This is a genomic window from Methylophilus sp. OH31, from assembly GCF_000576615.1.
Classification (GTDB): Bacteria; Pseudomonadota; Gammaproteobacteria; order Burkholderiales; family Methylophilaceae; genus Methylophilus.
In genome coordinates, this window is the sequence record NZ_BAUS01000002.1 from 276,364 (window position 1) to 290,116 (window position 13,753).

Consider the following 13,753-nt stretch of genomic DNA (forward strand, 5'->3'; position numbering starts at 1 on the left):
TGGTGCCGGTATGACTAATGTGCGGCGGCTTCTGCACGTGCGGCATCGCGCAGTTGTTTTACTTGGTCATGATTACGCTTGGCACCTTCAAGCTGGCGTACCACCACAAAGCGGATATGTGTCGGCAAGTCTTTTTCAGCCGCTTTGCGATAAGCAGCCAAGGCGACATCTTCGCCACGCTCGGTTTCGTTTAAAACGGCCACGGTATCGTTACTGGTCAGCGCCGTTTTAATGGCAATCCAGCGTCTGTGCAAGGCACCACCCAAGCTAGTGGATGATGCAGGCTCGCCACCCAGTGAGCGCACCAGCTCTTGTAACTCCTGTACGCTGGCAGCCACCTCTTGTGACCGACGCAAAAAGAATGTTTTAAGTTGCGGTTCATCCACATGCTCTGCCGAAGAGCGAAAACCTTCTTCGCCATCTTTCGATACTTCGATCAAATCATTCAAGGTAGAAATCACATCGTCATTGTCTGCCATGGTAAGTCTCCAAATTGTCTATTAAATGTGTGGAAGTAAATGTATTCAGAAACTTTAGTATGCTCGTGGCTGTATGTCGGCAGCATCGGATGAATCCGCAAATATCTGTAGGAATTACTTTATCCATCGTTGGATCCAATGGCATTGCATCTTCCTACAGCCAAATCAGCCTAGGCCTTGTGGCGCAGTGTGATGGCCTGTTTTTTAATAGATAGATATTCACTCTCTTTCGTTTCAAGGAGCACCGCATGAATCCTATCCATTTATTTAATTACGTGTCACCGAAGCGAGGTGAGGCAAAATCTCTGCTGGCCGAAAAGCCTAGCGTATCGCAACTCATGCTGTTCTATGTCTTGCCGTTGTCGTTGATTCCCTGCGTGATGATGTATCTACGGCTATATCATAATTACCCCAAATTGTTCTTTGATAACCTGCCTGGTAACCGTTTGCTGATGGTGAGTGCCGAGTTGTTGTTCTTGCAATTGGGCGTGTTGTTGGTGATGGCCTGGATTACGCAAAACCTGGCCGAGATGGTCAATATCAAGCCCAACTTTCGTGATTCCTTGCTCATTATGACGATTGCCACCACGCCGCTATGGCTGACCTCACTGTTTTATATTGTGCCCAGTTTAAGTTTTAATGTGGTTGTGCATGGAGTAGCCGTATTGGCATCGGTGCTACTGGTGTATCGAGGTGTGCGCTATATTTTTGGGATCCGCGAACGCGGGGCGCTGGTCACACTCAGCATGGCGATTGTGTGTACCGCTGGGCTAGGATTTGCGGTGATTTTGATCGGCTCGCTGATTTCATGGGAAGCCATTGAGCAATTGCAGTTTGCCATTAAGAAACTGTAATCAGGCCACCTCCCTGGCTGACTTGCTGGTAGCCCCCACCACGGGGGCCAGATGGTATTTGAGTGCGTAGTAAATCAGTGCAGCATTATTGAGCACGTGCATTTTTTTGAGGATCTTCGATCGAAACACACTGACAGAGCCTGGCGCAATTTCCAGTTCCATCGCGATTGAATTCACGGCCTGGCCTTTAATCAATTTGAAAAATACCTGCAGCTCACGCAGTGACAAACGTTCATGCAGCATGGGCTCGCTGTTGGCAGCCATTTGCTGATGCTGAGGCGAAACATAGACTTGTCCGCTGGCGATGGCATTGATAGCCGGAATCACTTGCGCGCTGTCTGTCGTGTAAGACAAGTAGCCAGCGCAACCCAGCCGGATAAAATGGATCATGCGCTCGACCCGTTCACTGCCGTTGATAATGAGGACAGGCAGGTCAGGAAAAGCTTGCTTGAGGTCGCAGAATACTTCCAGGCCATTGGTTTCCGCTGCGGACACATCCAAAATGATGACATCGTAGGTATGCTCGCGGATTTTCAACATAGCGTCATGCACACTGCCAGCCTCATCGGCCAGGTGCACGTTATGGTCGTCATTGACCAGTGCCTTTAATGCGCAATGGCTCAGCGCATGGCCGTAGATTAACAATATATTTTTCATGGCTTGTTATCCATTTCAAGCCTAATAAGGCTATTTTTGTGCGATTTTGCGATTGCCTTTCACGTGCCAGATCACATTGCCGACGTCATCTGCCACCAGCAGGTAGCCTCTTTTATCGAGTAACACATTGGCAGGACGTCCTTGTGCGGTGCCATCCTCCTGCTGGATGTCAGTCAGCACATCCATTGGTGTTTTCGCCAGTTTTTCCTGCGCTGCCGGTCGCATCAATATCGTTTGATCAGCCGTTTCAGGATCGGATGTTTGTGTCATCTGGGTTTGCCCTGCCTGGTAGGGGAACAGGAGCAGGGCCTCGGCATTGGCGACATAAAATGTGTCGCCCACCAGCGCCACGCCCAGCGGGGCAGCGATATCCTTGATAAACACATGGCGTTCGTCAGCGATGCCATCGCCATCATTGTCACGCAGCAGGGTAATCTGGTGTTGGCTACCTGCCAGCTCCTCTGCTTCATGCATCCATTTTCTGGCGATCCAGTTTTTCAGGCTAAACGCTGTATTTTTAGGCTGGGGATAACTCTCTGCCACCAGAATGTCGCCATTGGGCAAAGCATACAGCCAGCGCGGGTGATGCAAGTCATTGGCAAAAGCAACCACATTCGTGCCTGGCGTTGAGATCGACTTTTTGCCTTCTGGTACGCGCATGGTTTCTGCCGCCTGCGTGGTTGGAAACCAGCCTGACTGGCTGATAGATGCGTTAGAGACGGTGCGCATTCCTGGCGATTGCAGTAGTTTTGATGGTTGCGAATAACTGCTGAATGCCAGCATACAAACCGCGGCAGTGAGTAGGCGTCGCTGAGGGGAGGTTGTGAGTATGTTGGGCATCTGGCTATTTCCTGGTTGGTTAAGATTATCTACGTGTCGCCAGCATCTGGTGCATGCCGGTCACGCCCTGTTCGAACTGGATGGCGCTAGCAGTCATAGCCAGACGCCAAATACGGTAAGTACGCTCCCCCATGCTGGCAGCAATCGACGCATGTTGCGCCTCCAGGTTTGCCAGCCACTGGCGCAAGGTCATCACATAGTGTCGACGCAAGCCCTCTACATTAAATACATCAAACCTGGCGCTATCCATATGTTGTAACAGATGGGCGAAAGAGGTTAACTCGCCTGCCGGGTATAGCTGACGGTTGATAAAGGCGGTGGAGGCGTCTTGCTGGCCAGCCGGATTTTCCGCCGTGATCACATGGCTCAAAAATAACCCGCCGGGTTTGAGTGCTGCGTGTACCTTGGCTAGGAAGTCCGGATAATGCGCTGCGCCTAGATGGTCGGCAATGCTGATGCAAGCTGCTTTGTCGTAACTGCCCAGCGCAGGCAGTGTGCGATAGTCCGCCAGCTCTATCTTGACCAGATGCGTCAGGCCTTGTTGTTGCACTTGTTTGAGTGCATACGCATATTGCGTTGGGTTATGTGTGATGCCGTGTACAAATACCCCGTAATGCTTGGCCGCCCAGCAGGCCAGTGTGCCCCAGCCGCAAGCAATATCCAGTAGCGTGTCACCATGTTGCAAATGCAGTTTCTGGCAGATCAGTGTTAACTGTGTTTGCTGCGCTTGCGCCAGGGTGTGTGTTGGGCTTGCGAAATAAGCACACGAGTGCAGCATCTGTTCACCCAGCCAGCGCTGATAAAAGTCCTCAGGCACATCGTAACTGAGTGCAATGCCATGTGAGGAGGGAACGCTTGCGGATTGAGATTGTGTCGGGGAGTGAGGTGTGTGGGCAGTGTGTTCGGGTAGCACCTGTTGGTTATTGGCCAGGGTCAGTGCCCGGAAGACCAGGCCTAGTTTTTCATGCAGCGGCAAAGATAGAGATTCGAAATGTTCACGCAACTGCATGGCGGCATGAAAGTCCCCCTGAATCTGTACTTCACCTGAGCAATAGGCCTCCACCAGGCGTTTAGGGTTGCTAAACCATACCATGTCACGTAATACCGATGCCTGTTCCAGGCAAAAGGTAAACGCTGGTGCGCCGTCGCCGATCGTCAGCATACTGCCGTTCCACAAGCGCACGGCAAAGGCCACTGGGTAGTCCTGAAACAAACGGTTCAGAATGTAGCGCGCATGGATGATGTCTCCACTTTCGGTAATGTCGCCACTCGCGGTTGATTGCTCCAGTGACAATGGCATGGCTAAAGCATTAACGGGATAACTACTCATGGCGTACTCCTACTCAAAAAGCTTATTTTTAATATGGGCTGGCATCAGCATACATATGGTTTGCTGATGCCAATGCGCGGCCCTGGCAGATGAATACCATCTGCAAGCAGTGTAAAAATGAAGCCGATGACCAAGTATCGGGCAGGGGCTGATTGTGTTGTCAGACCAGTCTGACACAGAGGGTTTTCACCCGTGGCAACTCCTACAGCCGAATCAGTTGACTGCCGACGGCGACGCGGTATTTGCGGCCATACAATGCATGATGCAGTTGTATCTTTCTTATATTTTAAGGAGAAGACAGTATGCAAAAGACACTTGCCTGGATGTTATTGGCTGGCTCATTGTGTTGCAGTGTGTGGTCGGGAAATGCTTGGTCTGCGCCGCCAGTGAACAATGCCGTACCGCCTTGCGAAGATGCCGCCATTTCAAATAAACCGTCCTGCAATATCGATTCTGACAGCGTCAATGTGCCACCGAAGATGCCACATGAACGCGGCGTGATTGTACCGCCAGAGGTGCCTGCTGAAGGTTTGCCTAACCAGAATCAACGGCGCCAGAACAGTCAGCAGCCGCGGCAAGATCCGCGGGAGCCTGCCACCCCGGCGACAGACAATCATTTAAAAAAATAATGTCGCCAGCGCTACATCTGGCCATGACCAAGGAGAACGTCATGGAAGTTGTTGAAGATAAAATCAATCCGCCGCAGCATCAATATGTGCAACCAGGCCTGGAAGCGGATATGCATCCACAGCCCCAATATATTGAAGAGGAATACGCCGGCAGCGATAAGCTCAAAGGTAAAGTGGCCATTATTACCGGTGGTGATAGCGGGATTGGCCGCGCCGTGGCGGTGCATTTTGCCGCAGAAGGTGCCGATCTTGTGATTGTTTATCTAGATGAACATGAAGATGCGGCAAAGACCCAGCAACTGGTGGAAGCCTATGGTAGCCAATGCTTGTTGATTCCAGGTGACGTGTCAGACGAGCGGTTCTGTGAGCAAGTTGTGCACGACACGCTGCTGCAGTTTGGCCAATTGGATATTGTCATCAATAATGCCGCCCAGCAGTTTCCGCAGACCAGTATTGTGGAAATCAGCCAACGGCAGTTGGAGCATACGTTCAGGACCAATATTTTCTCCATGTTTTATATGGTGAAGGCAGCCTTGCCGCATCTGCCGAAAAAAAGCCATATTATCAATACCGCGTCGGTGACGGCTTACCGGGGTAGCCCCGAGTTGCTGGATTATTCGGCCACCAAAGGCGCCGTGGTGTCATTTACACGCTCATTATCGCGACAACTGGTGCATAAGGATATTTACGTCAATGCGGTGGCACCGGGGCCGGTGTGGACGCCGTTGATTCCCGCCAGTTTTGATGAAAAGAAAGTCAGCGAGTTTGGTAGCCAGGTGCCTTTAAAGCGACCTGCACAACCGAGTGAAATTGCGCCCGCCTATGTGTTCTTGGCCAGCCAGGCATCGTCATATATGACCGGGCAGGTGATACACCCGAATGGTGGTGAAATCATTAATGGTTAATTGACCACTTTCTTGGTCGAATTAAGCCTGGTGTATGCCAGGCTTTTTTACGCCGACTATTTCCGGGCGCGACGTCCGAATTCTCCTACAGCAAATTCCGCCTTTGTTACATGGGCGCACATTTTCCTTTTATTCATAATGGGTTGCGTCATCAATCGCGTGAATAACACAATCATTAGGAGAACGACATGAATCACAAGCTTGGCTTAGGCCTGTTGGTATTAGTTGCTGGACTCTCCGCCTGTGATAAACAGGCATCGACTACTGGCGCCGCCGGGGAATCTACTGCTGGAGCGTCTGCTAGTGGTGAGGCCATTAAGTTCGTTAAAACACAGGATGGTTCTCCGCTCGAAATCAAGGCCGAGCTGTTCGATACCCCTGCCGCCAAAGAATTTTTAGCCACCGGTAAAAACCCCTATGTGGGCAAGGAAGATGCGATTGCCCAGGGTAAAAAAACCTTCCAGCTTTATTCCTGTACGCAATGCCATGGTCCGGATGCCGGTGGACAGGTCGGGCCAGCGCTGACCGGACCGAATTATAACTACGCCAAAGATGCCACGAATAAAGGCATGTTTGAGACGGTCTGGAATGGCACCAACGGTGGGATGGGTGCTAAAGGCAAGGGCTTGATGGATCCCTCAGACCCAAACAACGGTATTACCCCCGACGAGTTGCTGAAAGTCATTGCCTGGATACGTAGCCATGGCAGCCTGACTGGCAATGAAGAGGCCGCTTCATAATTTATCCTACAGGTTTTTTGTAAAGACACTGACATACAGCTGTTAACCACATCATTAGCATGAGTCTAAGCCTGCCACATCTGGCAGGTGACTTTAAAACTTTATGAGGATGCGATGATGAAAAAATTACTTTCAATACTATTAGCCAGTACGTTTTTATGTTCAATGACGGTTGCTTTTGCGGCACCACAAGATAATGCGCCGCCCGCACAGCAGCAAAAAAATCAGGTGCCTGATACGCATCAAAACGGCGACTATCTGGAGCCACAGCCTGACAATAATAATGCGGCTACCACTGGTAACAGCGATACGCAGGGTCGGCAGGGCAGTGGTAATAAACAGTCCAAGCCGGGCAACGTTGAAAAAAGCAAACGTTTTCATGAAAAGCCCCAAGACGGCGGCACGGGCGTGAAACAGTAATGGCCCACATCAGTCGATTCCCCTGTATGGCTTAAGTTGTGTTTAAGTCTGGCAGGGCAGGGTGACTAAGTTCTAAGTGTTCTTAAAATGCTACTAAGCTGGAGAAAACCATGACTGAAAAAGACCTGAAGTTATGTATGGAACTGTGCAAGAAATGTGCAGATACCTGCGAAAGCTGTGCCATCGCCTGTGAAACTGAGGCCAACCCCATGTTGCGAACCTGTATTGAACTGGATATGGACTGCGCGGATTTCTGTCGCCTGACGGCTTCATTTATTGCGCGCCGCAGCGACTTTGTTGCACTGGTTTGCCAGGACTGTGCGGAAATTTGTACCGCCTGTGCCGATCAATGCGAGCAACATGCCTCTGACCATTGCCGTGCGTGCGCGCAGGCCTGTCGCCGTTGCGCAGAAGCATGCCTGAAGGTGGGCGCTGCTGAGTTCGCATAAATGCAGATGCGCTACATGGATAGGTGGATGGGTCGGTGGTGATAGGTGACGGTTTTACCATCCAGCCCATTCATCTATTCAACCAGCTAGCTTCACGGTAAGTTTCAATATCACAAATTCGGCAGGCCTTACTGCAGCCATGCCAATTTCAACCCGCATCAAGCCTTGCGCAATATCATTTGCTGTCATGGTTTTGCCCAGGCCGATATTCACAAAAAATGCCTGTTCCGGTTTATTACCTTGTAACGCCCCTTGTCGCCACAACAAGATTAAAAAGTTTTCTATCATGGCTTGCGCACGCACCCAAGTATTGGCATCGTTAGGCTCAAATACCATCTGCTGCAACCCTTGGCTGACAGATACCTCGACCCAGCTAAACAATCGCCGCACAGGAATATAACGCCATTCATTGTCGTTGCCAGCCAGTGTTCTCGCTCCCCATATCTGCGTGCCTTTGCCCGTAAATTTGCGGATGATATTGATGGATTTGCCAGCATCCACATCCACGTTGTAATCCTGTTGCTGTGTGCTGGTGAGGTTAAGCACTGGCCGTATCACCTCGTTAAGTGACACATTGGCGGGCGCCTTCCAGACGCCATGCTTCTGATCGACCGCGGCATATACGCCCGCGACGGCACCCGTAGACGGTAAGGTATTTAAAGCGATATTCGCAGCATCTATCCATTGTTTGGCGAGCATATATTGTGCGTATAGCTTTTGGTTGAGCGACGCTAATTGCGCCTGGGATTCAGGCGTCGCCTTAACTAACCCGGCAGCACGTATTTGCGCCATCAGTGCCTGCATGCCCTGGTCCTGGGTCAGGCTTTCTGCGCTCACCTCACTGCCATCGCTTTTACGTTTAAACAACAGTTGGTTAAAGTCGGTTGTTCTTGCCAGGCTGGTCACCAGCCACGGACCATAGGCTGCACCATATTTTAAATGGTCGATGCCCAGGCTTTGCCTGAAACGCGCGGCTTCGGTGGCGAGGTCAGCCGGGTTATGTTGCAAACGTAAATCAAATAGCGCAAACCGGTTTTGTACCTGTGCACATTGCGCCAGCGCGGCTGCCTCCAGCGTATGTGTCTCGCGACACAAGGTAACCTCCGGCATGGCGATCAGCGTTGGCAGCGGGTCTTTTTCTATGGCGCTTAAACCAGCTGCCAATGTGGCTGCTGAAACCTGGTCGTTGTAATTGCCGACGGAGACGATCACGCACTGGCCACCACCATTGGCAAAAAACAGCCGCACGCTGTCATAGAGATAAAACGGTTGATCTACGGTAGCGTCAATTACTTGGTCTTGCGCATCCAGCCACAGCGTCACCGCCGACCTGGCTGCGCCACCAAACAGGTTTTCATAATCCAGTAAGGAGTAGATTTTTGTGGCGACGAATGACAGCGACACACCTTGTCTATCTGCTTTTTCGGTATAGCCTATCAATGCCGGGATCGCCGTTTCCAGGGTTGGAATACTGGGCGGGAGCTTGCTCACTTCTTCAATATAAACGCCGGGCGTTTTATAAACAGCCATGATTGATGTCCCCGAATGTGGCACACGTGATGACAACAGAGTTCAAGCCATTATAGGCTGTTTAGCGTAGCAGGGGAGAGGGAGGCTGGCTTGAAGATGAGAGGGGAGTAGAACGTAAGCTGCCCATAGGAATCGCGCTGATTCCTATGGGCAAGGTCATGTGCATCACATTTATTGCGCAACCACAATATCGTCTTTCACGGCAGTCACGCCTTTCACATTTTTAGCCAACAGCACCGCTTTATCGGCTTCGGCTTTCGATTTCACCACACCAGACAATTGCACCAGGCCATTGCTGTCGGTTTCTACTTTAATGTCTGTTGCACTCACCGCTTTGTCTTTGGCAAACGCTGTTTTCACTTTGGCGGTGATCACAGAGTCTTCAACCTTGGTGCCAATCGAGTCACCATCCGCCGCAAAACCAGCCATAGGCAATGTCAAAGCACTTACTAATAACAGAGATTTGAATGTGTTTTTCATGATGATTCCTTGTTGAGTTAAATTATGGAGGTTTCATTATTCAGGCATCACGAAAAGTTAGGAATACAGTGCATTCTGATCCTGGCGTAGGAGTCTACTGACGATCACTTGGTGTTGAGTGTGTTTATGATTTTGGTTTGGTCAGCGCAATGGGCTCAATATCACGACAAATGTTTTCCAGTTGGTGTGCAATTTGGTGTATGAATTTTTCAGATGTGTTTTCTGGTCGTTGCGCATTAAAGTAGCGCTCGGGGTTCTTGCCATTGATGACGGCAATTTCTGAGCGTTGAGTATGCGTCACGTACCAACCAGGCAGGGCGATCACGGCCTTTACGGTCACAGCCTCACCAACGGCATGACTTAACCACTGTTGCAAAGATTGCGCTTGGCGTGTTGCCTGTTCAGCGGGCTTCTCTTCGCTCCAGCCGGGAAAACGCAGTCGTTTTCCGTCGAAATTAACTCTATGTTGATGGCCGCCATTTTTGAACAGCGGCTTTGATCGCCCTTTAGTTTCAATCGCATATACGCCGGTTTTACCAACCACCACATGGTCAATATTAAAGCTGCTGATTGTATTTTTCAGCGTGACATCGTGAAAAACGTGATAACCATGCCGCATCAGCGTATTGAGCTCTTGGCCTACCGCCAGCTCAGCATCGTAGCCCAGTCGCAATTTTTCACGTAGTTTGATCAGCTTGATTAATTTGAACAGGATATAGCCGAAGAGAATGATGCCACTGATGGCACCTAGTATCAAAGGATGTTTAACCGAAGGGAGGTTTGAATAATACGCGTAAATAAATAATGAAATCGTCGGCGGCATCATAAGATACATCGCTAGTTCGCTATCTACATCAGATAATTGCGCCTTCACTGACTCCCCTGCACTTCGTAGCAGGTACTGGGTGATTGGATTTTTTCTTCTGGCCGAGGATCGTTTTTTTGAGTAAATCACAATCATTAAAATAACCGAGAAAGGCGCCAGGCAAATCGCCATGGTGATTAAGGCTGTCGACAGGGAGGAAGTGAACATATTAAATATGATTGTTAAAAAAAGTTATCTTATCTGAAGGGCTTGCAAAAGTCGATTGGGCGTTGATCGATATTTACGATGGAGCACTTTGAGATACCATAGCGCTAAATTCAAACTACTTCATCGTTAAGCATGCAATTACATACTCAAACGCTAGGCCAGGGCCAACCACTGGTTTTATTACACGGGCTATTCGGTTCGGCAGACAATTGGGGCAGCATCGCCAAACATTTTGCACAGCATTACCAGGTCATCAGCGTCGATTTACGCAATCACGGCCGTTCGCCGCACAGTGATTCGCAAACCTATCCTGAAATGGCCAATGATTTACTCGAAACATTCAATGCCCTCGGTTTAGAGCAAGTGCATTTACTTGGCCACTCCCTCGGTGGCAAGGTCGCCATGCAATTTGCCACGCAGTATCCTGAAAAAGTGAGCAAACTCATTGTAGTGGATATGGCCATGCGCGCTTATCCTGACAGATACACGCAGTTGATGGATCACATGCTGGCAGTCGATCTTAGACAAATGGCATCACGTAATGAGGTGGATAACGCCTTAAAGGATTCGATCACTAATGTGAGGGTACGGCAGTTTTTACTCACGAATCTGGTCAAAAATGAGGATGAGTTGCAGTGGCGGATTAACCTGCCAGCGCTTAAAGCCAATTACGCAAAACTCATTGCAGCGCTTGCAGTACATTTTGACCAGCCGAGTTTATTTATTCGCGGTGAACGCAGTGATTACGTGCAAGACAGTGACATCACCCAACTGCAACAGCATTTCCCTCAGGCTGAATTTGTCACCTTGCCAACCGACCATTGGGTGCATGCCGAACAGCCGCAATTATTTATACAAGCGGTAGAAAACTTTCTGGCTTAATTCGAATATACACAGAAATAATCAGGCCACACTTTAGTGGCCTGATCTCGTCTATTTATACAGTCACTACTGGAAAATCAATCTCCGTCTGGGCGATATGATTGGTGTAGTTGGTCAAGGTGTTTAAAGCGACATGAGCGATCACCTCCAGAATCAGGCCATCATCCACACCTGCTAAATGCGCTTCGGTAAAGTCCTGGTCAGAAAGTATGCCGCGCTGTTGCACAATTTTCACTGCCAGTTTTAACAAACCCTCTGTCACGGCATCTGTGGCCTCAGCCTTGCGTGCCGCCTGAATCGCTTCAGTATTAAGACCTGCGCCTCTGGCAATCAGGCTATGTGCCGACAAGCAATACTGGCAGCTATTGGCCTGACCAATCGCCAACGCCAGTGATTCTCTTTGTTTAGCGCTTAAGCGGCCTTTGGTCACCCCTTCACTCAAACTCAGGTAAGCATTTAAAGCCACGGGCGCCTGCGCCAAGGTGGCAATTAAGTTAGGCACTTTGCCCAGTTTGGCTTTGACTGCATCCAGTGTTGTATTGACTTCTGCGCTAGCAGTTTCGCGGTTGATAGTTTGAATACGTGCCATGATGAATCTCCTTGTCTGGTTAATTAAGACGCTTTGTGCGTTGGAGATATCATGCAATACTCATGATTATCAAAGGTCTCGTTATGTTGATCAGGAGTATCGTTTGGATCCATTGTTACCACTATTGAACCAAATCTCGCTCTCGGCCCAGGTGTTTTTTACCGGCGAACTGTGTGAGATTGCCAATTTTGATGGGACGGGTCAGGTGGGCCATATTCATTTGCTGCGCGCCGGACAGCTGGACCTGATGTTCAGGGGCAAGCCGCTCGCCCGCATAGATCAGCCCAGCGTAGTGTTCTTCCCCAAGCCCACCATACACGTGCTCACACCTGTGGCAGGTGAGCCATGTGAACTGGTATGCGCCATGATTGATCTTGGTGCCAAAGTGCGCAGCCCGCTGGCGACAGCATTACCAGAATTTGTGATTGTGCCCTTAAGTGACATGCAGCAGATTGCACCCACCTTGCAGTTATTGTTTCATGAAGCATTTGCGCAAGACTTAGGCAGGCAAGCAGCGTTGGATAGGCTAGCAGAATATTTCCTGATCCAGATTTTGCGGCATGTGATTCAACATGGTCAGCTTCAGCAAAGCATTTTTGCCGCACTGGCAGAGCCGCGCTTGGCACAAGCAGTCAAGGCTATGCACGAAAATCCTTCCCATCCTTGGACACTGGAAACCCTGGCGGATGTCTCTGGCATGTCACGCGCCAGGTTTGCCGCCAACTTTAAAGCCACGGTAGGCACCACGCCATTAGATTACCTCACCGACTGGCGGCTCTCGATTGCACAAAACTTGATCCGGCAAGGCAAGCCACTCAAAAGCATCGCCACACAAGTCGGTTACCAAAGCTCAGCCGCATTCAGCCGCGTGTTTGCAAAACGGCTAGGCACCACGCCAACGGAGTGGCAATAACCATGCGGCTCAAACTTTATTTAAAAATATTTCAGGGTTCATACAATATTTCCAGTTGTGAAACGTCTTCACAGCATGGATATACATTTAGCAAATAACCTCAACATGGCACAGCAAGATTCTGTCATCACAGAAACCTTCAATAAAGAAAAAGCCAGGCTGCGCAATTTCATCCGCAAAAGCGTACCGAATGCTGGTGACGCGGATGATATTTTGCAGGATGTATTCTATGAGTTTGTCTCGGCTTACCGCCTGCCAGAACCGCTGGAGCAAGTCGGCGCCTGGTTATACCGTGTTGCAAGAAACCGCATTATTGATCGCTTTAGAAAGCAAAAGCAGGAAGTCACGCTAGAGCATGACGAAGATGACGATGCACTCTGGCTGGAATCAATACTTTCCATTGAAACCGAAACCCCGGCGTCAATTTACGAAAGAAAAATGCTGGTTGAACACGTGATTGCGACGCTGAATCAATTACCAGTTGAACAACGGCAAGTGTTTATCGCACATGAGTTAGATGGCAAAAGCTTTAAGCAAATTGCCGCAGAAACAGGTATTGGCATCAACACCTTATTAGCAAGAAAACGGTATGCAGTGACTTTCCTCAGAGAGCAACTGCATGCCAGTGACTAATCGTATTAATAACCGAATTATTGGAGAGATGAATGAGAAATTGTAAAAGTAAATGTGCTGCATTCGCGGCGTTAGCTGTAGTCTGCATCGCGGCCTTATCTTATGTGGTCATGCTGTTATGGAACCACGTGGTCGTTTCATTGGCCGATGGCATTCACGCGATTGATTACTGCCACGCAGTCGGGCTGTTGATTCTAAGCAGAATTCTTTTTGGTGGATTCAGAGGTCGCCATGGGCATCATCATAGACATTGCGGTAGTGAAGCCATGACAGCAGATGAACAAGAGAAAGTACGTTGTGGATTGTTCAGTCGCTTTAGATCTAAAAAAGACGCTGAATAGTGACAGCAGATTTTTCTAAATAAACTGTCAGCCATCCCAGCCCGCAGCC

General features: G+C 49.6%; 18 protein-coding genes. 10 read left to right on the forward strand and 8 right to left on the reverse strand.

All coding sequences use genetic code 11. The annotated features are described in order from the left end of the window. Window positions 1–14: 14 nt before the first annotated feature. Window positions 15–479 carry a PA2169 family four-helix-bundle protein gene (locus OH31_RS02975; protein WP_019881545.1) on the reverse strand — a complete coding sequence of 155 codons (465 nt, stop codon included), beginning with the start codon at window positions 477–479 and terminating at the stop codon, window positions 15–17. A gap of 248 nt (window positions 480–727) precedes the next feature. On the opposite strand from OH31_RS02975, the gene OH31_RS02980 reads away from it, so the two are divergent. Further along, a complete protein-coding gene (locus tag OH31_RS02980) occupies window positions 728–1,333 on the forward strand; it encodes a YIP1 family protein (RefSeq protein ID WP_024929564.1) in 606 nt (201 codons plus the stop codon). Here the strand turns inward: OH31_RS02980 and OH31_RS02985 are convergent, their stop codons facing one another. The 3 genes from OH31_RS02985 to OH31_RS02995 all read right to left on the reverse strand — a co-directional run bounded on the left by OH31_RS02985 (window position 1,334) and on the right by OH31_RS02995 (window position 4,160). Further along, complete coding sequence (locus OH31_RS02985; RefSeq protein WP_024929565.1) at window positions 1,334–1,990, reverse strand: response regulator transcription factor; 657 nt, start codon at window positions 1,988–1,990, stop codon at window positions 1,334–1,336. It lies immediately after the preceding gene. A gap of 30 nt (window positions 1,991–2,020) precedes the next feature. Further along, window positions 2,021–2,773, reverse strand: coding sequence for a hypothetical protein (locus OH31_RS02990; protein ID WP_024929566.1), 753 nt, complete (start codon window positions 2,771–2,773; stop codon window positions 2,021–2,023). Between the two features lie 82 nt (window positions 2,774–2,855). After that, window positions 2,856–4,160, reverse strand: a complete 1,305-nt coding sequence (locus tag OH31_RS02995) for a cyclopropane-fatty-acyl-phospholipid synthase family protein (RefSeq protein WP_024929567.1) — start codon at window positions 4,158–4,160, stop codon at window positions 2,856–2,858. Window positions 4,161–4,462: 302 nt separating this feature from the next. Between OH31_RS02995 and OH31_RS03000 the strand changes: the two genes are divergently transcribed. The 5 genes from OH31_RS03000 to OH31_RS03020 all read left to right on the forward strand — a co-directional run bounded on the left by OH31_RS03000 (window position 4,463) and on the right by OH31_RS03020 (window position 7,303). After that, entirely contained in the window at window positions 4,463–4,789 is a 327-nt protein-coding gene (locus tag OH31_RS03000) for a hypothetical protein (RefSeq protein WP_024929568.1), read from the forward strand. Between the two features lie 41 nt (window positions 4,790–4,830). Then, complete coding sequence (locus OH31_RS03005; RefSeq protein WP_024929569.1) at window positions 4,831–5,694, forward strand: SDR family oxidoreductase; 864 nt, start codon at window positions 4,831–4,833, stop codon at window positions 5,692–5,694. A gap of 188 nt (window positions 5,695–5,882) precedes the next feature. Continuing rightward, window positions 5,883–6,434 carry a c-type cytochrome gene (locus tag OH31_RS03010; RefSeq protein WP_024929570.1) on the forward strand — a complete coding sequence of 184 codons (552 nt, stop codon included), beginning with the start codon at window positions 5,883–5,885 and terminating at the stop codon, window positions 6,432–6,434. A gap of 114 nt (window positions 6,435–6,548) precedes the next feature. Further along, a complete protein-coding gene (locus tag OH31_RS03015) occupies window positions 6,549–6,854 on the forward strand; it encodes a hypothetical protein (RefSeq protein ID WP_242402185.1) in 306 nt (101 codons plus the stop codon). A gap of 110 nt (window positions 6,855–6,964) precedes the next feature. Continuing rightward, window positions 6,965–7,303, forward strand: a complete 339-nt coding sequence (locus OH31_RS03020; RefSeq protein ID WP_024929572.1) for a four-helix bundle copper-binding protein — start codon at window positions 6,965–6,967, stop codon at window positions 7,301–7,303. 78 nt (window positions 7,304–7,381) lie between these two features. On the opposite strand, the gene OH31_RS03025 is transcribed toward OH31_RS03020, so the two are convergent. The 3 genes from OH31_RS03025 to OH31_RS03035 form a co-directional block, all read right to left on the reverse strand. After that, on the reverse strand, window positions 7,382–8,833 hold the full coding sequence (locus OH31_RS03025; protein ID WP_024929573.1) for a phage tail sheath C-terminal domain-containing protein: 1,452 nt from the start codon (window positions 8,831–8,833) through the stop codon (window positions 7,382–7,384). A 171-nt stretch (window positions 8,834–9,004) separates the two neighbouring features. Further along, entirely contained in the window at window positions 9,005–9,313 is a 309-nt protein-coding gene (locus tag OH31_RS03030) for a BON domain-containing protein (protein WP_019881558.1), read from the reverse strand. Between the two features lie 124 nt (window positions 9,314–9,437). Beyond that, on the reverse strand, window positions 9,438–10,346 hold the full coding sequence (locus OH31_RS03035; RefSeq protein ID WP_242402186.1) for a nuclease-related domain-containing protein: 909 nt from the start codon (window positions 10,344–10,346) through the stop codon (window positions 9,438–9,440). Between the two features lie 132 nt (window positions 10,347–10,478). Here OH31_RS03035 and OH31_RS03040 point away from each other — a divergent pair, with 132 nt between their 5' ends. Next, window positions 10,479–11,228, forward strand: a complete 750-nt coding sequence (locus OH31_RS03040; RefSeq protein WP_024929575.1) for an alpha/beta fold hydrolase — start codon at window positions 10,479–10,481, stop codon at window positions 11,226–11,228. Window positions 11,229–11,283: 55 nt separating this feature from the next. Here OH31_RS03040 and OH31_RS03045 read toward each other — a convergent pair whose 3' ends face one another. Beyond that, the gene (locus OH31_RS03045; RefSeq protein ID WP_024929576.1) at window positions 11,284–11,817 is read right to left on the reverse strand and encodes a carboxymuconolactone decarboxylase family protein; all 534 of its coding nucleotides are present in this window, start codon (window positions 11,815–11,817) and stop codon (window positions 11,284–11,286) included. Between the two features lie 103 nt (window positions 11,818–11,920). Between OH31_RS03045 and OH31_RS03050 the strand changes: the two genes are divergently transcribed. The 3 genes from OH31_RS03050 to OH31_RS14675 all read left to right on the forward strand — a co-directional run bounded on the left by OH31_RS03050 (window position 11,921) and on the right by OH31_RS14675 (window position 13,704). Then, window positions 11,921–12,730, forward strand: coding sequence for an AraC family transcriptional regulator (locus OH31_RS03050; RefSeq protein WP_024929577.1), 810 nt, complete (start codon window positions 11,921–11,923; stop codon window positions 12,728–12,730). A 105-nt stretch (window positions 12,731–12,835) separates the two neighbouring features. Beyond that, window positions 12,836–13,363 (forward strand): RNA polymerase sigma factor, encoded by a 528-nt coding sequence (locus OH31_RS03055; protein ID WP_242402187.1) that lies wholly within the window; start codon window positions 12,836–12,838, stop codon window positions 13,361–13,363. A 32-nt stretch (window positions 13,364–13,395) separates the two neighbouring features. Further along, a complete protein-coding gene (locus tag OH31_RS14675; RefSeq protein ID WP_081755114.1) occupies window positions 13,396–13,704 on the forward strand; it encodes a hypothetical protein in 309 nt (102 codons plus the stop codon). The last annotated feature ends 49 nt before the right edge of the window (window positions 13,705–13,753 follow it).

Excerpts from the sequence above, each read along its gene's own strand:
- OH31_RS02975 (WP_019881545.1), bottom strand. The coding sequence starts at position 479 with ATGGCAGACAATGACGATGTGATTTCTACCTTGAATGATTTGATCGAA.
- OH31_RS02980 (WP_024929564.1), top strand. The coding sequence starts at position 728 with ATGAATCCTATCCATTTATTTAATTACGTGTCACCGAAGCGAGGTGAG.
- OH31_RS02985 (WP_024929565.1), bottom strand. The coding sequence starts at position 1,990 with ATGAAAAATATATTGTTAATCTACGGCCATGCGCTGAGCCATTGCGCA.
- OH31_RS02990 (WP_024929566.1), bottom strand. The coding sequence starts at position 2,773 with ATGCTGGCATTCAGCAGTTATTCGCAACCATCAAAACTACTGCAATCG.
- OH31_RS02995 (WP_024929567.1), bottom strand. The coding sequence starts at position 4,160 with ATGAGTAGTTATCCCGTTAATGCTTTAGCCATGCCATTGTCACTGGAG.
- OH31_RS03000 (WP_024929568.1), top strand. The coding sequence starts at position 4,463 with ATGCAAAAGACACTTGCCTGGATGTTATTGGCTGGCTCATTGTGTTGC.
- OH31_RS03005 (WP_024929569.1), top strand. The coding sequence starts at position 4,831 with ATGGAAGTTGTTGAAGATAAAATCAATCCGCCGCAGCATCAATATGTG.
- OH31_RS03010 (WP_024929570.1), top strand. The coding sequence starts at position 5,883 with ATGAATCACAAGCTTGGCTTAGGCCTGTTGGTATTAGTTGCTGGACTC.
- OH31_RS03015 (WP_242402185.1), top strand. The coding sequence starts at position 6,549 with ATGATGAAAAAATTACTTTCAATACTATTAGCCAGTACGTTTTTATGT.
- OH31_RS03020 (WP_024929572.1), top strand. The coding sequence starts at position 6,965 with ATGACTGAAAAAGACCTGAAGTTATGTATGGAACTGTGCAAGAAATGT.
- OH31_RS03025 (WP_024929573.1), bottom strand. The coding sequence starts at position 8,833 with ATGGCTGTTTATAAAACGCCCGGCGTTTATATTGAAGAAGTGAGCAAG.
- OH31_RS03030 (WP_019881558.1), bottom strand. The coding sequence starts at position 9,313 with ATGAAAAACACATTCAAATCTCTGTTATTAGTAAGTGCTTTGACATTG.
- OH31_RS03035 (WP_242402186.1), bottom strand. The coding sequence starts at position 10,346 with ATGTTCACTTCCTCCCTGTCGACAGCCTTAATCACCATGGCGATTTGC.
- OH31_RS03040 (WP_024929575.1), top strand. The coding sequence starts at position 10,479 with ATGCAATTACATACTCAAACGCTAGGCCAGGGCCAACCACTGGTTTTA.
- OH31_RS03045 (WP_024929576.1), bottom strand. The coding sequence starts at position 11,817 with ATGGCACGTATTCAAACTATCAACCGCGAAACTGCTAGCGCAGAAGTC.
- OH31_RS03055 (WP_242402187.1), top strand. The coding sequence starts at position 12,836 with ATGGCACAGCAAGATTCTGTCATCACAGAAACCTTCAATAAAGAAAAA.
- OH31_RS14675 (WP_081755114.1), top strand. The coding sequence starts at position 13,396 with ATGAGAAATTGTAAAAGTAAATGTGCTGCATTCGCGGCGTTAGCTGTA.